The sequence below is a fragment of the Clostridium sp. KNHs214 genome, assembly GCF_000744935.1.
In the GTDB taxonomy this organism is placed as follows: Bacteria; Bacillota; Clostridia; order Clostridiales; family Clostridiaceae; genus Haloimpatiens.
Genome location: NZ_JQMW01000009.1, coordinates 331,270 through 351,714, shown reverse-complemented (window position 1 = coordinate 351,714; position 20,445 = coordinate 331,270). Strand labels below are relative to the sequence as shown.

Sequence of the window (20,445 nt, the reverse complement as noted above, 5' to 3'; positions counted from 1 at the left end):
TTATGTCCCCTTTCTAATCTTAAAGTAAATTTATATTAACTGGAGAATAACTAATTCCTCCTCCTTCGTAATATTTACTAAAAAGTTCATAGTACTCTAATCTTAATCCTTGTATAAACACTATAAGACCCTCAAGTCCTATTATTACTAGGTTGCCTAAAACATACATTAAAGTACTTCCCACTCCATTATTCATCATGGATGCTATAGCTGAAAAGGCTAAAAACAACCCTGCATGGTTTATAGCAAATGCTCCTACTCTTATAAAGGATAAAGTATTTGATAACATACTTAAAAATACCTCTAATATTCCAAATCCACTTTCTATATAGTAATCCCCTTTACTCTCACTATATAAAGGTTTTTTACCTATAACTAAGTTTGACAAAGGTTCCTTAAACAATATAGCAGCTATTAATGTTATAAACATTATTATCCAAGCTACAGCAGGCATTTGAAATTTAGATTTTGTAAGCTTTGTAAATATACAGCCTATAAAACATATATAAAATATAAGCCCTGCTAAACCGTTACTGCCAAATATTCCTTCTTTTATATCTTTTCTTTTGTAACAGTTTATAAAATTAAATACATACCCACCTAGCAGCAATACACATCCAAAGCCTATAGCATATATTAATACTTTATTTATATTTTCCATAGGTCTTCCTAATGCCGCTGGTATTACATTTTCAAATCCAAAAAAGCTTCCATATAAAGCTCCAAATATACAAGAACTTATGCCTATTCTGGTTAAGACTCCCCCAAAATTAACTCTGGATTTTTTATATTTTAATAAGATTCCTGCCAATACAAATACTAACCCCTGACCTAAATCACCAAACATTATTCCAAACATTATCATATATGTTATGGCTAAAAATCCTGTAGGATCTATTTCTTTATAAGATGGTACACCATACATGTTTACCATGGATTCAAAAGGTTTTGTAATTTTATTATTTTTAAGCTTTGTAGGCGGTGTTAAATTAGGGTTTATTTCATTTGAGTTCTTCTTTATAACTATTAATTTGTTATCTAAATCTTTTAATGCATTTTTAAAACTTTTTAAAGAGTTAACAGGTATCCATCCACATAAATAAAAAAATTCCTCTGTCACTCCTGTATAGCTTTTAATTTCTTTACCCTTCATTTCTAATTCAAAACTCTTCTGTAGTATTAAAAGCTTCTTATTGTTCTCTTTTAAAAGTTCTTTAACTTTCTTTTCACTAATAGATATGTTTTCATCTACTTTATTTAGTTCTGTTTTTAAGCCTTTTAAAATTTCACTGGGAGTCCCCCTAGGCTCTCCTGTTATTTCTATTATTTCACTACTTAATGCCTTAAATATTCTCTCCGATTCTATATATAGAGACTTGGGAGTGAAAACCATGTACGCAGAATACTCTGAATGGGAGTATATTTTTAAAACTATTGAAGGTATATTTTCATAATTGTATTTAAGTTTTGGTATATTATCATTTTGAATTTTTATTATTTTGAAGTCAAAATTGTTAAGTTCGTAAAGTTCTTTAATATCTATATCTAAGTTTTCGATATATTTAAAACGTTCTATTTTTTGCTCCAACTGGTTTTTTTTATTCCTTAATTCTTTTAATATGTTATACTTATAACTTATTTTTTCTTCTAGTTCACAAATAAGGGACTCCATATCATCCATAGAGTACAGTAATTCTTCCTTCCTCAAAGAAACCTTTTCTACTCCCTTATATATTTCTTCAAAGCTTTTTATCTTTTTACTTAAATCGCCATAATCATCTTCTTCCCCGTAGGGCCTTATATAGCATACATCTTCTAAAGCTTTTATATTATCCTCCGTTGTAGGAAATGTAAAATCCGTTGTATCTATTTCCTCTATGGCATTTACGGGATGTATAGCACCTAATAATACAACTTTCTTGGCAACTTCATTTAAATAAGATTTAGGACCCACTATATTTAACATGACCATTTTTTCTATTGCCAAACATAATCCCTCCTTATAGTACTGCTAATAAGTAATACTTACATATTTTATTGCTTCTTGTTTTTCAATATTATATCTTTTGTTTTCAACTATGGATATAATATTTCTAACTTCTATTATCACAAGTTTTATATAGCTTAGTAAAAAACTTATATTTAATTTGTTCTCTCTTTTACTTTTTTGAAAAATGCCTTTAAGATAAGCTATTACATTCTTTTCCATTAGATATTCATCCTTACCTCTTATAAAAATGTCTCTATATTTAAATTTATTTAAAACTTCATAAAATTGCTCTTGATCTTTTACATAGCAAAGCTCTTTTATATCTGATGATTTAAGCTTATATCCATCATAAATAGTGTAGTTAAAAAGAATCTCTGGAGGAAGATTATAGTATATTTTCCCTCTAAATATCCACTGTATATTTAAAAGGTCAGCTTCTATACCTATTGTTTTTTTAATTTCTGCTCTATCCTCCTTAGAAATTTTGTCTACAAATTTTCTTACGGAACTAAAGTAAGCAAAATCCAATGCCATCTCTACTCTAAATAATCCTTCAGCTTTTACATATGGTACAACTGGTGATAAATGATTATAATATGGAGTGCTTTTAAGCCTTTGAACTACATCTTCTACACTCTTAGCGTCTATAATTTTTTCATAATCCACATAATTTAGACGTCCTTTATATATCAAATGTTCTCTTATTTTTTCTGTGCTTTTTCCTATATATTTTCCTCTTATAATTACCTTCAAATCTTCAATTTCAAATCTCATAAGAAATATCTTTAGGAATTTTTTATAATCACCTACTAAATAATTACTTAACTTCGCAAATCCATTTATATAATTTCTTTTCAAAATAAACTCCAAAAAACCCCTATTTATTTTTTCTGTATCATATCCCTTAAAGGCCTCAGCATATGAAGTTTCATTTTTCAAATACAAAATAGCTTCTCTATAAGATTTACATTCCATAAGCTCTCGATACTGCTTGTCTGTTAACATTTTACCTTCTAATGCCCTTATCTTTGTATTAATTGCAGAATACCTTACCACACTATTCATACTATTCCTCCTCTAGCGAGGCTATTATCTCATTAAATATTTCTTCTAAAATATTATTTTCTTTTTTATAAAATTTTTCTGTAATCTCTTTTGAAATTTCCTTGCCTTGAATTAGAATTATTTGTGCTTCATCATTAGCTTTTCCTATCTTAGACTCCATTAAGTCCATTTGATTTTTCTCTATTTGTATTTTTGACTTTTCATTCATGGCTAGGATGATATTTTCTAACTCCCTACTTTCCATATGTATTTTTTTATCCATTTCTTCTCTAAATTTCTGAGCATTCTTATCTATAGATATTATCTTTTTTATAGTGAATTCCACTTTATCACCCCCCTATAATTAATAAATTCTATTCCTTTTATGACTACATGTCAATATGTGCTTTCACTTCAAAATTATTAATAAAATCTTACATGAATACTTATATTCAAATATACGTAATGTATTCCAATAATTATAAAAGGGGAAACAGAATTTTAAAATAATGAAATTCTGTTTCCCCTTTTATAATTTTATTATCCCCCTACCATTAACCTATCCCGAACATAATTTCTATCATCTATTTTAAAATTTCCTTATCTATAGGGCATCTTCCATAAATCCTAGCAGCATCCATAAGCGCCTGTATATTTTCTATAGGTGTACCCATAGGTATTTGGCATCCTGTACTCAATATATATCCCATTTTACTATCATAGGATTTTCTTATGCATTCTTTAGCTTCCATCATTACATCTTCAATAGTTCCATTTCGCATGGTATCAACAGGCTTTAGATTTCCTACTATACAAACTCTATCTCCCATAACATTTTTAGCTTCTTCCATATCCTCAGCATTATCTAAGCTAAATGTAGTAATTCCCGTTTCCAAAATGGGTTCCCATATTTCTCTACTTCTCCCGCATATGTGGATAGTAGTGCCTTTTCCTGTAAGTTCTTTCATCTTGTCCACACATTTCTTTTGATAAGGCATAGCAAATTCTTTGAATTGCTTAACACTTATTAAACTTGTAGATGCCACTGGATCAGACATACATAATCCTACCCCATACTGAGCAAACGCTTCAACTATTCTTAAATTTGTCTCTGTGACCACCTCTAATAATGTGTGCACTTTGTCTGGATACTTTATCATTCCTTTTAATAAGTTTTCTGTGCCTACTACTGCCGCTGCTGCACTAAAAGGTCCTGCTATATCACTACCTACATCTACCAAATGGCCTATTTTATCAATAACAATTTTTAAAGCCTTTAAGCAGAGTGGTAATTTTCCATCCTTATAAGGATCTGCTGGCAATAAATTATGTGCATCTCGTATATCTTTAAGTACAGGTTCCTCTAAATAAGAAATTCCATTAGGTGGATAGCCTATTTTGCTCCCCATAGCTTCTGCCACACCTCTTAATGTAGTTCCTACGCCAACGCTGTCCGGTCTTATTTTTTCAAATAAAAATATTTCTAGCTCAGCCATTCTCTCTGCAGAATGATAATATTCATAAGTAGTTATACCCATCAAATTAGCCATAGTTACTCCCATTTGAGGCATACAAGGAATTCTGTCTATTTCTTGTCCTCTAGCAAAGGCATCCGTTCTTTCCTTCGGTGTCATTTGGTCTGGTTTTATATATCTCTCCATTTTGCTAATCACTCCCTATTATTTTCCCTCTACTATTTGACCTAATAAATCTCATACCTATTTTATGGCATTACCCTATACTTATCCAATAGAAAAATTCCATACATTTCATTTTATGTATTACAATTTTTAATAGCATTTTAACTAAACTTTTTATCACACTAAATTGATTTTTGAATATTTCCCAAATTTGAATATTTATTCTTAAATTGTTCATACTAATATTCCAATATTATATTAAATTAAGTACTCCCTGTAATTTGCCTCTACTCTATATAACGTTTTCTAAATTCTTGTTATAATAAAAACTCTATATAAAAAAACTTATAACTTTATTTATTTATACAATAAATTTTGATATACTTACATTATGATTATCCCCTAAAAGTATTAAATTACTTGAATTATGAAACTTCTCTGTAATGACTTGCATAAGGAGCAAGGGAACTATTTAAATTTATTGTTCCCAGCTATTATGCAAGTCATGGAAGAGAAATTTCATAATTCCACCACATTGTACCTTTTTGTGTTTTAATCACATTATGACATTAAAACAAATACTATAAATAACTAAATTTCACTTTATATATTTAACGAAAGGATAGATACCCATGTCAAAAATAGGTATGCGTACAATCAAAACAGCATTGTCTGTTTTTTTATGTATAGTAACACTAAAATTACTGAATATGCATTACCCTTTTTATGCGTGCATTGCTGCTGTAATAAGTATGCAAAGTTCAGTTTCCGATTCATTTATAACGGGTAAAAATAGAATGATAGGCACTTCTGTAGGTGCTCTTATAGGCCTTGTTTTTGCTCTTGTACATCCAGAAAACTCCATCTTAACTGGTATTGGGATAATTGCAGTTATTTATTTTTGTAATTTACTTAATAAAAAAAGTTCTATAACTATAGCATGTATAGTTTTTCTAGCTATCATGACCAATATGAAAGGTCAAATTCCTTTTATATACAGTGTAACTAGACTCTTAGAAACATTTATAGGTATTGCCATTGCTGTACTAGTAAATTATCTAATCTCACCACCGAATTATTTAAATAAAATGTACTCTAATTGCAATACTCTTATAGATGATATTTTTTTATTTTCTAGAAGTTTAATTAAAAATACATCAAATTTAAACATAATTAAACTTCAGAAAGAAATAGATAACTCAGAAAATTCACTCAAAACTTACTTAAATGAAATTAAGTTGCAAAAAACAGATAATATAAAAGTGGATAATATAAAAAAAATATTAAATATATGTAGCAATGCTTACATTCACTTATTTACTATAAATAGCTTAAAAGAGGATTGTAAATTAAATTTTGATAATGCTTCTAAATATAAAAAACTATTTGATGAAGAAATAAATTCTAATAAAGGCTGTTTATCAACAAACTTAGACCTTATATTTAACTATCATGTAAATAAACTTTTAATTCTTTTAGAAGAATTGAAGAAAATTAACATTGCTTTTTAATATTTCATTTTCTCAACTTGTAACTGTTGTACTTACAGCTACATTAGCATCTATTGGCACTGAAGAAGTTCCTGGAGTTGGTATGATAACTCTCTCCATGGTTCATGGTTCTTCAATCCATAGGACTTCCAGTAGAAGGAATAGCTATGATAATAGGAGTAGACAGAATTCTTGATATGTGTCGTACTGTTATTAATATAACTGGAGACGCCATAGTTACACTATGGGTTGCTAAATCAGAAAACGAACTAGATGCAGAAATCTTTTACAAAACTGAAGAAACTCAACTTAATTTTAGTGAATAATTATTCAAATAAAGCAAGAACTTTATAAAGTTCTTGCTTTATTACTTTTTAATATGCATTTTTAGATGAATCTCCCTCTATCCTATACAACCATTCTTCAAATAACATATTAAATATCTTTTCTTGTTCAATTTGAATCGCATGTCTAGTGACACTCACTTCGCTAAGTTTATATATCTAAAAAATTTATTCATGTTTAATCTAAAAGTCAATCCATCATACATTTCTCCTCGCACTTTCCTAAATGCAATTTTACGATGACATTCTTCGAATCCTAGCTTTGTTGCAAGACCTATCAATCTCTTATTGCCTGACCAAGTTTGAGTATATATATCTTCAATTCCTTTTGATATCAAATATTGTATAAAGAGAACCCATGCAGATGTAGCATAGCCTTTGTGTCTCGCGGAAAGTGGTGGTATATCGATTCCAATTGTACATTTCCCCTGTTTTCTTGTGTATTCATAACTATCATCAATATAATACCAACTGCACCACCCAATATGAGATTTTTTTTTGTTATTTATACAAATTTGGAATACACTTCGTATTCTACTGTTATCCTTATCTTTTTCAATCCATGCAAGTTTTTCCTCACGATACTTTTCAGGATTAAATATTTCCTCTCCCTCATCATATTCCCATGGAGCATCCCATAGTTGCCATTCAGTTTCTACCGTTTCCCAATAGATTCTATCCTCTATATCCTGTTTAATAAAATCCCGCAAAATAATAATTTCATTTTTAATTTCCATGCTTTCACCCATTTTCAATTTATAATTTTTTTATATATTCATCTATGATTTTAATATCTCTACTATCTTTTTCTCTTCCTAGCTCAGCTTTCTGCTTTTTTATACTTTCTAAAGTACCTACTGGCAGCCCATCAATAAATTCTATTTCATCAACAAACCAATTTTCCAATAGTTCTATATGATCATTTACTGTTACGATTCTGGAATTATCCTCCGCCAAACTATATTTACAACCTTTATTTAAAAAGTGCTCTATCAAATTAGTTGTAACTCCTAAATCAATATCATTTGTTTCTTCTTTAATCCCATGAATTACCAACGCCGCACCGGAAGTTATCCAATACTCATTTGAAGGTAAATCCATATTTTTAAGTATTTTAATAATATCTTCTCTGCATAACATATACTTTCCTCCAAATTATATTTATCCTTTATGAAATAAAACTGTGCTGTCTCATCAAGCAAAACTCAAATAAATATTCAAGGTAAAAGCTCATTCCACAAATTTAAAATATACCTTATCTTCTTAAAAATCTATGCTTATACCATATCTATATACTTTTAATAACCTTGCACGGATTTCCTACAGCAATTACATTATCAGGTATATCTTTAGTAACAACACTTCCTGCTCCTATAGTTACATTATCTCCAATTTTAACCCCTGGGCATATTATTGTTCCACCACCAACCCAAACATTATTTCCTATGACAATGATTTTTGCACATTCTTTTCCATTGAGTCTCTCAATAGGATCAACAGGATGAGCAGCAGTATAGATTTGAACATTTGGTGCTAAAAGTACATTATCACCAATTTCAACCCTATTTACATCGAGTATAGTACAACCAAAGTTAGCGAAAAAATTTTCACCAACCTTAATATTATAGCCGTAATCACAATTAAATGGTGCTTCAATATGAAATAAACCTTTTGTATTGATCAGTTTCTTTATAATTTCCTGCCTTATCTCTTTTTCACTTGGTTTTGTATGATTAAACTCAAAAGTTAAATTTCTTGCATAATCTCTTTCCTTAACCAGTTGTTCATCACCAGCATTATATAAATCTCCTGATAACATTTTTTCTTTTTCACTTTTCATGATTTTTTACCTCCTATAAATCTAATGCTAATAATCACTTTATCAAAAGCATAATTAAAACGTAATCCTTTAAAGACACATTTTATTTTAGGTACATGAAAAGAAATAACAAGTCAAAGATGCTGGTATATTTTGTGTCATACAAGAAAGCAGGTTCCACCGCTAGTAGGACTATCGGTGGGTTCTGCTGACGCAGTATGACGCAAAATAGACTAGCATACTAACTTATTATTTATTTGAATGTGCCTTACTTTTATGGATCACCTTATATAAATATATTACCACTACTTCCTATAGCTGTACATATTTTAAATGTTTTCCTTATACGTTTTAGTGTATTTAAAGAAAAAGAAAAGCACCCCTAAATGCTACTTTGTAATATTCAAGGGCGCACTGTTAAAAATTAATATTAATCTTTTTTATGTGTCTTTTTACTATGTTTGGTTCTAGAGTTATTAGCTTTCTTTTCCTTTTCTTGTTGACTTGCACAAGAACAATCATGTTTTTCATTCATAACATTCACTCCTCTCAATATCTCGTGTATTAAACCACCAAGATAAGTATTTAAAATATTATCACCTTACTATTTTGCTCAATATGTAAATTATAATTCTATGGAATTAATAACAAAAGCATCACATTGACAGAAATCGGCTAATTATATAAAATGTGATTAATGATTTGTATTATTTTCAAAAATTAGATTTTTGAGAATTTACTAAAAATAAGTATTTTTTAATACAAAAATAATAAAGGAGAAATTATGAATAAGCCAAAAATTATGATTTTAGGTACCTTCCACTTTAGAATGGAGGAAAGCATTGACATTATTAAAATTCAAAACAAGAATCCTCAAAATGAATTAAAAGAAATTATAAAAAAAATATCACTATTTAAACCTAATAAACTATGTGTTGAATTAACACCTAGCGAAGAAGACAAGCATAATGAACTTTTTCAGAAATTTTTGCACAAACCAGATTTAGATTTAAATATAATGTTGGGCCAAATTGGTATAAAAGGGGCAGATTATAACATTACTAATCCAATAGATGAACGAATTAAGTTTGCATTTGATTTAGCTAAATACAATAAAATAAATCACATATATAGTATTGACTACTATGATGGTTGGACTCAACCCCTCGTATTTGAGAAAGCTAAAGAAAATGATACTTTATATCAAAAACTCAATGGATCATTTATGAAATTTGCAAATAAGTATTATGAAATATTTACTAAGGAAACAAGTATTACAGAAATATATAGATTTTTTAATAATAAAAAAACTAATGAATTTCAACACATAACTTCATTTTTACCTTTCAACGATGTTGAAATAGGGGACGACTCTGTAGGAATAGATTTCGTTGCTTCATGGTATAAAAGAAATCTTCACATTTTCTCTAATTTAAAACATATTTGCAATAATAACGATCGGGTGTTAGTTTTATATGGAGCCGCTCATCTAAAACTCTTAAGAGACTTTATTAATGATTCTCTTGATTTAGATTATGTAGAAGCTTTAGACTACTTGTCTTAAGAAATTTCATTAAGGTATTACTATATTTCCTAAAAAAGAGTTGGTTGACTTCGAAACTTTGTGATTTTGAAGTACATATTAGTATAAAAAGTCTTAAAATTAAATTTAAGACAAATGAAAAAAATGCTCCGTCCACCAAACGCAAGCACTAATTTCATAATCTAGTTTATTTAACTAAAATCCAATAGCCCTAAAACTAAAAACGTTCTAGGATTGGCTTAGTGTTACCAGCACTAAGCCTCTTCTTATTTATAAGATATCAAATATTCTTTAAAAATAAACCTTTAATTTTATACTGTGCAATTATTCTTCTAATGCCCTTTATGCTTTTCTTTCTTTTTCGTCTGCTTTAATTGAAACTTTCTTTCTTCCATTTCATTTTTTCGCTCTTTGTTAATTTTTTTGTTAATTAACTTATTTTCTTCAAACTGTTCTTTTAAAGCTATTTGAGCCTTAGTTCCTATACCCTCGTTTTTAGTTTCTTTTCTAATTTTTCTTTGCATCCTTTTGGGATTTTCCCGTCTTATGCCTAATTTTTCATTTGAATTGGCTATTATACTACTGAACTTTAAATTTTTAAATTCTTTTAATATAAATTGATGAATCTCTTCATCTTTAGGCTCCGATCCAAAAGTCACCTTACATACTTTATAACCATCATTCTCATATACTTCAAATACACCTATCCAAAAAGGTTCATTGAAAAGAACTGTTAATTTAATTGATGTTATCATAAACATCTCCTCCTGTTAAATTAAAATCTCTAGAGAATGGACAACCCCAGGAGGGCAGGTTACTGCTATATTAAATTTATATAGGTTCTGACTACCAACAGAAACTGTGTTTTTATCTCTACATACTAATTTACCAAAATTGTTGGCAAAATACAATAAACTATATATTTTTTAATTTTATATTTAATATAATAAAAAAATTTAATTTATTTAAAACTAACTATTTTTATTATGAAATTATTATACAATTTTTGTTGTCTAATTTTCACTACATTTTCCACAATTAATATTTCATAAAATCTAATTAACTTCACCATACCAAGCTAAATTATATTTAAAAAATTTTTGTAACAAACAATTTATTTTTATCATATTACATATTATATAATATGATTAACCCACAATAAGTATTACATTGCTTGAATTATGAAATTTCTCTGGAATGAGTTGCATAAGAAGCGAAGGAACTATTTAAATTTAATTTTAGAAATTCTTCTTTTAGACAGATAAAATTATCGTAACCCTTAAAAGGACGCTAGGCTAGCGAACCTGAGGCAGGACGCTGAATGTGAGCGTTAGATAATTTTATATGGCTAAAAGATTAGAATTTCTTAAATTAAATTTATTGTTCCTAGCTCTTATGCAAATCATGGAGGAGAAATTTCATAATTCCATTACATTCTACCTTATTGTGGGTTAATCATAATATATTATTTTAATCAAAAATACTATTAAATTTTAATTATTATGGAGAGTGAGTTCAAATTGAATATAGAGGAAAATCACAAATTTAACACTTGTAATTTTTCCGAATCAGGAATGATAAAATATGACTATAATATTAAAACACAAAATTCAAATATAACTTTTAATTCAACTTCTGTATCTATCTTACCTCCAAATGCAAGTTGGTCAGATATGGAAGGGTTTGTTTTAAGAAGATATGGACCTTTCAGATTTAATTTTACAAATGCAAAAAATGATACTATAGCTGAAATAGTATTATTTATCTCTTATGGTTGTAATGGAAATTTTAATTCTTCTGGTCACTATTTAGCTGACGCAACTGTTTCTCCTTATTCAATCTTCGCTAATCCTGGATACCACTTTACTTGTAATGTTACCGCTAGTGACCCAATAAATTTTGGTACTACATCAGACCCAATACCTGGTGTAAATTTAAAATTGCAAATGCAAGTTAAAAGTTATAATAAACTTATATTAAAAAAGCCTTATACTTCCTTAGAAAATTCTACTAATTTAAAAACTCCATTAACCTTAAGTAAATATACTTGTCATAATCGCCTTAATACAATAGAACAATATTTAATTGTTTGTATACGGGGTGATTGTCAGGCACATGTAATTACCGCTTACGGTTATTAGATTTTCATAATAAAGAGAGATAGAATCTCTTCTATCTCTCTTTATATTAACCATTATTCAACTTGTCTTACACAATCTTTGTTGTCCAACCAACATTACATTCTCCAAACTACTTCAAAGTTAGATTTATCAATGACTTTGATAACTTCTACCTTATCTATCCATTCGTTTCTTGAAAGCTCATTTTTGTGCTTTTCATTTATTTCTTTTCTTAGTTCCTTTATTTTAGATTTTATTATATTCTTTTCTTTATCTTTATCTATAACCAATCTTTCTAAAGATAAATATATTCAGAGCCTCAATCTCACCATGAATAATAAATATAATAGAACAGGTAATCCTACAATAGCAGATAGTATTGTGATTGTAGTACGTACTTTTTTCTCATCTCGTAATAGTAACAATAAAAACTTATATCCTAAAATACCAGCCCATCCACCCAAGCAATTTAAAATTATGTCATCAATGTCTGATGCTCCCATGCCTAAAACCCCCTGAATGATTTCAACAAATAAACTCACTATAAATATAAACAACAGATTGGTGATTACTCTTTTATCTTTTTTGAGTAATGGCAAATATACACCAAGAGGAATAAAAATAACGATATTTCCAACCAAATTACTAAAAGCAAATTTTTTTAAATTTGCAGTGCTACCAGATATATATTGCATTATACTATAAAAAGGAATGAGATTGATTGACCTATGCTCCAAATGTGAAATTCTTGATAACAACAATATTTTAATTAACAAAAGTATGTAACAAATGAAAACACCATATAAAAATATTGTTTTAATTCGTTCCCGTTTATTCATAATAATACCTCCATTTTTCATTTCATCACTGCTTATTCTCTGAATTTCTGTTCTTTGTTATTCCAAACAATTATCATATCTGAGATTTAATATACCAGTATATTTTAAAAATCCCCATAACTATTCAGCTATTAAAATAATTTAAGTTTGCTGTTATTATTAATTTATTAAAGATATCTCTTCCATTTATCATTATTTTCTGTTATCATAAACCCTGTCTTGCAAAAACTAATGATAAAAGTGGTAGCACTTGGTGAGCGAAAGCAAAATTATTGAGATCTACAACCAAGGTATATCTCAAGTAATAGATACTATTAAAATGCTATCTAATCAAATAAAAGAACAAAATTCAAAGATAGATAAACTTTCTAAAGATAACAAGGCTCTAAACCAGCTTGTAAAATCATTAGAGAGTCAAATCAATAAAAATAGTAATAATAGTAGTAAACCACCATCGTCAGATGGTTTCAAAAAGAAAACTAAAAGTTTAAGAACAAAATCAGGTAAAAAACCTGGCGGTCAAGAAGGTCATGAAGGAACAACACTGTGCCTAAATGATAATCCTGATGAAATTGAAATTCATAAGGTAGAACAATGTACTGAATGCGGAGCATCCCTAAAAAATGTCTCTCCTGAAAGATATATTGTTCGTCAAATTATAGATATACCAGATATAAAAGTTAAAATTGTAGAGCATAGAGCAGAAGTTAAAATATGTCCTCATTGTAAAAGTAAAAACACAGCTAGCTTTCCAGAAGAAATTAAAAATACAGTCCAATATGGCGAGCAGTTAAAAGCGATAGCTGTTTATTTAACACAGTATCAGCTCATTCCTTATAAACGAGGGGTTGAACTCATTGAGGATTTATTCAATATTCACTTAAGTCAAGGTAGTATGGTAACTTTTAATCAAAGCTGCCATGATAAATTAGAAGCTATAACAAATAAAATTAGAAATTTCCTTACTTCATCTACAAAAGCTGTTCATTTTGATGAAACAGGTATGTATATCGACAAAAAGCGTCAATGGCTTCATGTAGCTTCTAATGAAAATCTTACTTACTATGAATGTCATGAAAAACGTGGTAAAAAAGCTATTGATGATATTACAATACTTCCAAACTTCACTGGGACGTCAGTCCACGATGGTTTTAAAACTTACTATAAATATACTAAATGTAACCATGCTCTATGTAATGCTCATATATTAAGAGAACTTAATGGTATAACTGAATTACAAGGTCAAAACTGGGCAAAGCCTATGAAAGATCTATTGTTAGAAATAAAAAAAGAAGTAGATTTAGCTAATGACAAACATAATGCTTTACCTTTAAATAAAATTCAAGATTTTGAATCTAAGTATGATGAAATACTTAAAGCTGGTTTTAATGAAGACTATGCTAAAAATGTTGAATTATATTCTAAGAAAAAGGTAAAGAAAAGTGTAAGCCTTAATCTTCTCAATAGATTAAGTGGCTATAAAGATCAAGTGCTTGCTTTTATGTATGACTTTGATATACCTTTTGATAATAACTTAGCCGAACGTGATTTACGTATGGCTAAAGTAAAATAAAAGATTTCAGGAACATTCAGAAGTTCTACGGGAGCTAACGCTTTTACTAGGATTCGTGGATATGTATCTACTGTAAGAAAACAAGGTAAAAATGCTTTAGATTGTATAGAATCAGTATCTACAGCAAATCCAATTGAACCAACTTTAGCCTGAAAAGCTTCGCTAAGAGAGGTGTCCCACCTCTTTTTAGTGTACGCAAATTTAATACTAACACCTTACTGTCAGATGCATAAAAATTTGAAAGTAAGGTGTTTTTTATATATTTTTTATGACAGCTGAATAGTTACAAATCCCCACTTTATCTATAAATTATTACAATTTAAACTTAAATTGTAATAATCCAAATCTTCTCTCTTCTCCCATCCTATAGAATTCCAAAAGCCATTTCCTATTTCGTTATAGCTAAATACAACTAATGCAGCCTTATTTATTCTCTCTTGTTTTAAAGCCTCTATAACTGCACTAACCAATTGTTTTCCAATACCTTTTCCTCTATAATTTTTATCCACTGCAGTATGATAAATATACGCTCTTCTACCATCATGCCCACATAAAATACTTCCTATTATCTTATTATTCTCAACAGCTGTAAAATTAGTTGTTGGATTTTTCTTTAGAAACTTGCTAATACCCTCTTTAGAATCATCTATACTCCTTATTCCTACCCCTTTTATAGAAGTCCATAGCATAAATACTTCATCATAGTTATCAATGGTCATTTCTAATATCTTCATGTTTTTCCCTCCGATATATACCATTTTGTATTTTTATTATAGACTATAAAGAGCTAGCTTGTAAACTAATTGTTCCATTATAAAATTACTATACAATCTTAGTTGTCCAATCTTCACAATTCCAAACCTCTGTAACCACATCCATATAAAATTCAGGTTCATGGCAAACCATGAGTATGGAGCCTTTGTATTCTTTTAAAGCTCTTTTAAGTTCATCCTTAGCTTCCACATCTAAATGATTAGTAGGCTCGTCCAGTATCAATATATTTGTTTCCTTATTTATAAGCTTACATAGTCTTACCTTAGCTTTTTCGCCTCCAGATAAAACTACTATTTGACTTTCTATATGCTCTGTAGTAAGTCCGCATTTTGCTAAAGCTGCTCTTACCTCATACTGAGTAAATCCTGGAAATTCATGCCAAATCTCTTCTATGCAGGTATTATAATTTCCTTCTTTTTCTTCTTGCTCAAAGTACCCTATTAACTGATAATCTCCTAGTTCAATTTCCCCTGAAAGTGATTTAATTTCTCCCATTAAACTTCTAAGAAGAGTGGTTTTACCAATACCATTAGCTCCCACAAGGGCTATTTTCTGACCTCTCTCCATGCTTATATTTAAAGGTTTTGAAAGAGGTTCTCCATATCCTATTACTAAATCCTTAGTTTCAAAAATCATTTTTCCTGAAGTTCTTCCTTGTTTAAAATTAAATTCAGGCTTTACCTTTTCCTTTGGAAGTTCTATGATATCCATTTTATCAAGCTTCTTCTGTCTTGATTTTGCCATATTTGTGGTAGCAACTCTAGCCTTATTTCTAGCTATAAAGTCCTTAAGACCTTTTATTTCCTGCTGCTGTCTTTCATAAGCCGCTTCCATTTGCTTTATCTTTGCTTCTCTTTGTGCCATAAAAGTATTGTAGTCTCCTACATATCTTTCTAGCTTTCTATTATCCACATGATAAATTAAATTTATAACACTGTTCAAAAACGGAATATCATGGGATATAAGTATAAATGCATTTTCATAATTTTGAAGATATCTCTTAAGCCACTCTATATGCTGCTCGTCCAAATAATTGGTAGGCTCGTCTAAAAGAAGTATATCTGGATTTTCTAAAAGAAGTTTCGCCAAAAGCACCTTTGTTCTCTGTCCGCCACTTAGTTCTGCTACGTCTTTATCCAGTCCCACATCTCTAAGTCCAAGACCACCTGCTACTTCCTCTATTTTGGCATCTATAACATAAAATCCATTGTTATCCAAAAGATCTTGAATAGTCCCCATATCCTCTAAAAGCTTTGTAAGTTCATCCTCTGAGGCATCAGCCATCTTTTCTGTTATATCTATCATTTCCTTTTCTAGATCAAAAAGATATTTAAAACTTTGTCTAAGTATATCTCTTATGGTATTCCCCTTTTGCAGCACTGCATGCTGATCCATGTATCCAACTCTAATTCTATTTGACCACTCTACAGTCCCCTCATCTGGTGCTATCTTTCCAGTTATTATATTCATAAAGGTAGATTTTCCTTCTCCATTAGCTCCTATTAAACCTACATGCTCTCCCTTTAAAAGTCTAAAGGACACATCTTCAAATATGGCTCTAGCTCCAAAGCCATGATTTACGTTTTTTACTGTTAAAATACTCATCTCTTTTCTCCTCTTCTGTATTTTGTTTTCCTAGCTCTGATTTTTAATCTTTTCTGCTATTTCATTTAAATACTCCCATCTTTCCATTAGCTCTAAAAGTTCACCTTCAAGCTCTTCTTTTTTAGCTAATAATTCCTCCAGTAATGTATAATCACTGGCGGTTGAATTTATTTTTTCTTCAATCTCTGAAAGATTTTTTTCTATTCCTTCTATAACTTCATCTATTTTTTCATATTCTCTTTGCTCTTTATAGGAGAATTTTATTTTAGAAGGCTTATTGCTATTTTTCAAATTACTATTTTCACTTTTTTCATCTTCACTTTTCTTAGATTTTCCTGCCTTTTGATTATCTTTAGGTATTTTCTGTTGTATATCATCTTCTACACATGAACTTTGCTGTGTTTTTTCTAAAAAATCCACATAGTCTGAATAATTTCCTGTATGCTCTAAAACTTCACCATTTCCTCTAAAAGCAAGTATTCTATTTGCAATTTTATCTAAGAAGTATCTATCGTGGGAAACTGTAACCACTGCCCCTTCAAAGTTTTCAATATAATTTTCTAATACATTTAATGTATCAATATCCAAATCGTTGGTAGGCTCATCTAAAAACAGTACATTAGGTGCATGCATTAAAACCCTTAAAAGTTGAAGCCTTCTCTTTTCCCCCCCAGATAACTTACCTATAGGAGCATATTGTATATCTCCTGGGAACAAAAATCTTTCCATCATTTGAGAGGCACTTATAGAATGTCCATGTGCCGTTTTTATAAATTCTCCTGCTTCCTTTATATATTCTATAGCCCTCATATTTTCATCCATATGAGTGTATTCTTGAGAAAAATATCCTATTTGCACTGTTTCACCCACATCTATTAGACCATTATCAGCTTCTACATTTCTAGATAAAATATTTAAAAGAGTAGACTTACCAAGTCCATTGTTTCCTATTATACCTACTCTATCTTCTCCACTCAATATAAAATTAAAGTCTTTTATAATTTTTTTGTCTCCAAAACTCTTATTTATTTCCTCTGCAATTATTACTTTTTTTCCAAGTCTAGTGCTTCCAACACATATATCCATGTTTTCATCATCTGCATAGCCTTCTTCTGCTGCTAGTTCTTTAAATCTATCCACTCTGGCCTTTTGCTTAGTGCCCCTAGCTTTAACTCCTCTTCTTATCCATGCCAATTCTCTTCTATATAAGTTTTGCCTCTTTTGTTCTAGAGATTTTTCTAGTTCTTGTCTTTCTACCTTAGCGCTTAAATATACACTATAGTTTCCTTCATAACTGTATAAATTTCCTCTATTTAACTCCAATATTCTATTAGTTACCCTGTCTAGAAAATATCTGTCGTGGGTTATCATAATAAGAGAGCCCTTTCTGGCATTTAAATACTCTTCAAGCCATTTTATAGTTTCATTATCCAAATGGTTGGTAGGCTCATCTAATATCAAAAGGTCACAGGGCCTAATAAGTGCTCCTGCTAGAGCTATTCTTTTTCTCTGCCCACCAGAAAGCTTTCCTACCTTTGCATTAAAATCGTTTATTCCAAGCTTTGTAAGAATTATCTTAGCATTACTTTCAAGACTCCATGCGTCAAGTGCATCTATCTTACTTGTAATATCCATAAGTTTACTTTGAAGATTTAAATTCTCAGGATTCTTCTCTATACTGTCCATCATCTCTTCATATTTTCTTAAAACTTTCATCACTGGAGAATCGCCCTTAAATATTTGCTGTATAACCGTTAGTTCCTCCTGAAATTCCATGCTTTGATTTAAACATTCTATAATAAGCTTATTTTTCTTTATGATGTTTCCTCCATCAAAATTCTCTAGCCCCCCTATAATCTTAAGAAGAGTAGATTTACCTGTCCCATTTATTCCTATCAGTCCTATTTTTTCTCCATCATTTATGCCAAGAGACACATCCCTTAAAAGTATCTTCTCACCGTAACTCTTATTTATATTTTCTAATGTTATTAAATTCATTTTATCGTCCTTTCTATCTATGTGAATCCACAATTTCTAGTGACTAATTTCCAAATAATTTTATTATTTTAATTATAGATTTTATTTAGATTCTATATTCTAGTTTTATTAATAAGACTAGATTTAGCATATCTATTTATATCCCTGCCTAAAATTTTCAAAATTATAAGAGAAACTTTTCTTATTTAGTCCTCTATATTTTTTTTACATACATAATACATTATATCTTATTTAAACTGTAAATTCAGTAAAAAATAATCCCATATTAGCAAGTACTATAATCTATTTTTTCAGCTAATAAAAGCCCCCATGACTTGGAGGCTTCTTAAACCATTATTCTGTTTTAAATATACTCATATTTTTTCAACCCATTCTTATGTCTAAATCCCCATTAGAATCCATAAGATTTTTTATCATAACAAAAAACTTATTTTCTAACTTTTCAAATAAACATATTTTGAATAAAGCTTTAATTCTTTATATTTTTTAATGATGTCTTCTTTATATAAATCATTTGCAATATAGAATTTGAATTCAGTCTTATTTTTGAATTTTTTTATAGTTCTAGCTAATACTGAATATTTAAAGGTTATACTTATTTCATGGTTTGGTTGTAATTTTTTTAATCTACTTAAATCTTGTTTTTCTACACTGGGAGTATCCACATACTCAAATTCCGCAGCTAATTTACTATTATATATTAATGATGAAGCATCCACTGTTTTTTTGCTTGTATTTTTTAAATTTAACTCTAGTAAAACATCCACATTATCATCCTTATTGTACTGAATAAACTTATAAGATTTAACCACAAGATCTAAATTATCCAAATGAATATTTTCACCAATACTGTATTCCTGTTTTTCATAGGTTTTAGCCACATTATTATTTATTTTTTTATATCTAAAAAAGCAAAATAATATTATACACAGAACTATAGATACAATAATTATGAGCTTTGATTTTTTATTCATTTTTATATATTTTCCTTTCTTAAGACTACATGATCAGTTATCTTTCCTTCATGAATAGTATATATTTCATCAGCTATCATTTCCATTTCTTCCTTGTCATGATTAGAAATTAAAATTAATTTGTTTTGATTTCTTAGTTCCAAAATAATTTTATTTATTAATTCTACCCCATCAATATCCAGTGCGTTGGTTGGTTCATCCAATATTATTATGTCTGGGTTTTCCATTACAGCTTGGGCTACCCCTAACCTCTGCTTCATACCTAGAGAGTATTTTTTAAATTTACGCTTATCTTCTGGATCTAAACCAACTGCTTCTAATGTATTTTTTATCTTATTATCATCAATTTTTTTATTTATATCTGCAAGATATTTTAAATTTTGAAATCCCGTAAAGTCAGATAAGAATCCAGGATACTCAATTAGAAGTCCTAAATTTTCTGGAAAGGAAATATCCCTACCAATTTTCTTTCCATTTATCATTACTTCTCCTTCTGTAGCTTTAATAAGTCCGCTAATAGCACGAAATAACATAGATTTTCCAGAACCATTTTTCCCCTTAAACCCATATACTTTACCCCTTTGAAATTTTAAATTTATATCTGACAAAATAGTATTTCCTTTAATGACTTTTTTATAATTACTAATTTCTACGTACTCTTTCCCCATGTTTATAAAACCGTCCTTTCTTAA

General features: G+C 29.2%; 19 protein-coding genes and 1 pseudogene. 5 read left to right on the top strand and 15 right to left on the bottom strand.

Features of this window, described 5'->3' with window-relative positions; all coding sequences use genetic code 11:
- Positions 1–19: 19 nt before the first annotated feature.
- The 4 genes from CC89_RS04160 to CC89_RS04145 form a co-directional block, all read right to left on the bottom strand.
- Positions 20–1,987 (bottom strand): V-type ATP synthase subunit I, encoded by a 1,968-nt coding sequence (locus tag CC89_RS04160; RefSeq protein ID WP_035289379.1) that lies wholly within the window; start codon positions 1,985–1,987, stop codon positions 20–22.
- A gap of 24 nt (positions 1,988–2,011) precedes the next feature.
- On the bottom strand, positions 2,012–3,055 hold the full coding sequence (locus tag CC89_RS04155) for a V-type ATPase subunit (protein WP_035289375.1): 1,044 nt from the start codon (positions 3,053–3,055) through the stop codon (positions 2,012–2,014).
- A 1-nt stretch (position 3,056) separates the two neighbouring features.
- A complete protein-coding gene (locus CC89_RS04150) occupies positions 3,057–3,380 on the bottom strand; it encodes a hypothetical protein (RefSeq protein WP_035289372.1) in 324 nt (107 codons plus the stop codon).
- 238 nt (positions 3,381–3,618) lie between these two features.
- Positions 3,619–4,695 (bottom strand): uroporphyrinogen decarboxylase family protein, encoded by a 1,077-nt coding sequence (locus tag CC89_RS04145; protein WP_081896955.1) that lies wholly within the window; start codon positions 4,693–4,695, stop codon positions 3,619–3,621.
- 611 nt (positions 4,696–5,306) lie between these two features.
- Between CC89_RS04145 and CC89_RS04140 the strand changes: the two genes are divergently transcribed.
- Together CC89_RS04140 and CC89_RS04135 are read left to right on the top strand one after the other, a co-directional pair.
- Entirely contained in the window at positions 5,307–6,185 is an 879-nt protein-coding gene (locus tag CC89_RS04140; protein WP_035289370.1) for an FUSC family protein, read from the top strand.
- 16 nt (positions 6,186–6,201) lie between these two features.
- Positions 6,202–6,490 (top strand): annotated as a pseudogene (locus tag CC89_RS04135) (dicarboxylate/amino acid:cation symporter); the annotation flags it as partial.
- A gap of 155 nt (positions 6,491–6,645) precedes the next feature.
- Here the strand turns inward: CC89_RS04135 and CC89_RS04130 are convergent.
- The 3 genes from CC89_RS04130 to CC89_RS04120 form a co-directional block, all read right to left on the bottom strand.
- Positions 6,646–7,245: a GNAT family N-acetyltransferase gene (locus tag CC89_RS04130; RefSeq protein ID WP_035289364.1), complete on the bottom strand. Its 600-nt coding sequence runs from the start codon at positions 7,243–7,245 to the stop codon at positions 6,646–6,648.
- Between the two features lie 19 nt (positions 7,246–7,264).
- A complete protein-coding gene (locus CC89_RS04125; protein ID WP_035289361.1) occupies positions 7,265–7,648 on the bottom strand; it encodes a hypothetical protein in 384 nt (127 codons plus the stop codon).
- A 148-nt stretch (positions 7,649–7,796) separates the two neighbouring features.
- Positions 7,797–8,348, bottom strand: a complete 552-nt coding sequence (locus CC89_RS04120; protein WP_035289359.1) for a sugar O-acetyltransferase — start codon at positions 8,346–8,348, stop codon at positions 7,797–7,799.
- A 763-nt stretch (positions 8,349–9,111) separates the two neighbouring features.
- Here CC89_RS04120 and CC89_RS04115 point away from each other — a divergent pair.
- A complete protein-coding gene (locus tag CC89_RS04115) occupies positions 9,112–9,891 on the top strand; it encodes a DUF5694 domain-containing protein (RefSeq protein ID WP_035289356.1) in 780 nt (259 codons plus the stop codon).
- Positions 9,892–10,202: 311 nt separating this feature from the next.
- Here the strand turns inward: CC89_RS04115 and CC89_RS04110 are convergent, their stop codons facing one another.
- Positions 10,203–10,625, bottom strand: coding sequence for a YjdF family protein (locus CC89_RS04110; RefSeq protein WP_035289353.1), 423 nt, complete (start codon positions 10,623–10,625; stop codon positions 10,203–10,205).
- 765 nt (positions 10,626–11,390) lie between these two features.
- Here CC89_RS04110 and CC89_RS04105 point away from each other — a divergent pair.
- The gene (locus tag CC89_RS04105) at positions 11,391–12,011 is read left to right on the top strand and encodes a hypothetical protein (protein WP_035289350.1); all 621 of its coding nucleotides are present in this window, start codon (positions 11,391–11,393) and stop codon (positions 12,009–12,011) included.
- 95 nt (positions 12,012–12,106) lie between these two features.
- On the opposite strand, the gene CC89_RS20365 is transcribed toward CC89_RS04105, so the two are convergent.
- Positions 12,107–12,280, bottom strand: coding sequence for a hypothetical protein (locus CC89_RS20365; protein WP_185750670.1), 174 nt, complete (start codon positions 12,278–12,280; stop codon positions 12,107–12,109).
- Between the two features lie 21 nt (positions 12,281–12,301).
- Positions 12,302–12,829: a VanZ family protein gene (locus CC89_RS04100; protein ID WP_035289346.1), complete on the bottom strand. Its 528-nt coding sequence runs from the start codon at positions 12,827–12,829 to the stop codon at positions 12,302–12,304.
- A gap of 253 nt (positions 12,830–13,082) precedes the next feature.
- On the opposite strand from CC89_RS04100, the gene tnpC reads away from it, so the two are divergent.
- Positions 13,083–14,402: an IS66 family transposase gene (gene tnpC, locus CC89_RS04095; RefSeq protein ID WP_286161301.1), complete on the top strand. Its 1,320-nt coding sequence runs from the start codon at positions 13,083–13,085 to the stop codon at positions 14,400–14,402.
- 302 nt (positions 14,403–14,704) lie between these two features.
- Here the strand turns inward: tnpC and CC89_RS04090 are convergent, their stop codons facing one another.
- The 5 genes from CC89_RS04090 to CC89_RS04070 form a co-directional block, all read right to left on the bottom strand.
- On the bottom strand, positions 14,705–15,136 hold the full coding sequence (locus CC89_RS04090) for a GNAT family N-acetyltransferase (RefSeq protein ID WP_035289344.1): 432 nt from the start codon (positions 15,134–15,136) through the stop codon (positions 14,705–14,707).
- 88 nt (positions 15,137–15,224) lie between these two features.
- Entirely contained in the window at positions 15,225–16,781 is a 1,557-nt protein-coding gene (locus CC89_RS04085; RefSeq protein ID WP_035289342.1) for an ABC-F family ATP-binding cassette domain-containing protein, read from the bottom strand.
- A gap of 30 nt (positions 16,782–16,811) precedes the next feature.
- Entirely contained in the window at positions 16,812–18,779 is a 1,968-nt protein-coding gene (locus tag CC89_RS04080) for an ABC-F family ATP-binding cassette domain-containing protein (RefSeq protein ID WP_035289340.1), read from the bottom strand.
- A 434-nt stretch (positions 18,780–19,213) separates the two neighbouring features.
- Positions 19,214–19,753 carry a hypothetical protein gene (locus CC89_RS04075; RefSeq protein ID WP_035289339.1) on the bottom strand — a complete coding sequence of 180 codons (540 nt, stop codon included), beginning with the start codon at positions 19,751–19,753 and terminating at the stop codon, positions 19,214–19,216.
- A gap of 2 nt (positions 19,754–19,755) precedes the next feature.
- On the bottom strand, positions 19,756–20,421 hold the full coding sequence (locus CC89_RS04070; protein ID WP_035289338.1) for an ATP-binding cassette domain-containing protein: 666 nt from the start codon (positions 20,419–20,421) through the stop codon (positions 19,756–19,758).
- Positions 20,422–20,445 lie beyond the last annotated feature (24 nt).

Coding starts and splice junctions, on each gene's coding strand:
- CC89_RS04155 (WP_035289375.1), bottom strand. CDS start 3,055: ATGAATAGTGTGGTAAGGTATTCTGCAATTAATACAAAGATAAGGGCA.
- CC89_RS04145 (WP_081896955.1), bottom strand. CDS start 4,695: ATGGAGAGATATATAAAACCAGACCAAATGACACCGAAGGAAAGAACG.
- CC89_RS04140 (WP_035289370.1), top strand. CDS start 5,307: ATGTCAAAAATAGGTATGCGTACAATCAAAACAGCATTGTCTGTTTTT.
- CC89_RS04130 (WP_035289364.1), bottom strand. CDS start 7,245: ATGGAAATTAAAAATGAAATTATTATTTTGCGGGATTTTATTAAACAG.
- CC89_RS04125 (WP_035289361.1), bottom strand. CDS start 7,648: ATGTTATGCAGAGAAGATATTATTAAAATACTTAAAAATATGGATTTA.
- CC89_RS04120 (WP_035289359.1), bottom strand. CDS start 8,348: ATGAAAAGTGAAAAAGAAAAAATGTTATCAGGAGATTTATATAATGCT.
- CC89_RS04115 (WP_035289356.1), top strand. CDS start 9,112: ATGAATAAGCCAAAAATTATGATTTTAGGTACCTTCCACTTTAGAATG.
- CC89_RS04110 (WP_035289353.1), bottom strand. CDS start 10,625: ATGATAACATCAATTAAATTAACAGTTCTTTTCAATGAACCTTTTTGG.
- CC89_RS04100 (WP_035289346.1), bottom strand. CDS start 12,829: ATGAATAAACGGGAACGAATTAAAACAATATTTTTATATGGTGTTTTC.
- CC89_RS04090 (WP_035289344.1), bottom strand. CDS start 15,136: ATGAAGATATTAGAAATGACCATTGATAACTATGATGAAGTATTTATG.
- CC89_RS04085 (WP_035289342.1), bottom strand. CDS start 16,781: ATGAGTATTTTAACAGTAAAAAACGTAAATCATGGCTTTGGAGCTAGA.
- CC89_RS04080 (WP_035289340.1), bottom strand. CDS start 18,779: ATGAATTTAATAACATTAGAAAATATAAATAAGAGTTACGGTGAGAAG.
- CC89_RS04075 (WP_035289339.1), bottom strand. CDS start 19,753: ATGAATAAAAAATCAAAGCTCATAATTATTGTATCTATAGTTCTGTGT.
- CC89_RS04070 (WP_035289338.1), bottom strand. CDS start 20,421: ATGGGGAAAGAGTACGTAGAAATTAGTAATTATAAAAAAGTCATTAAA.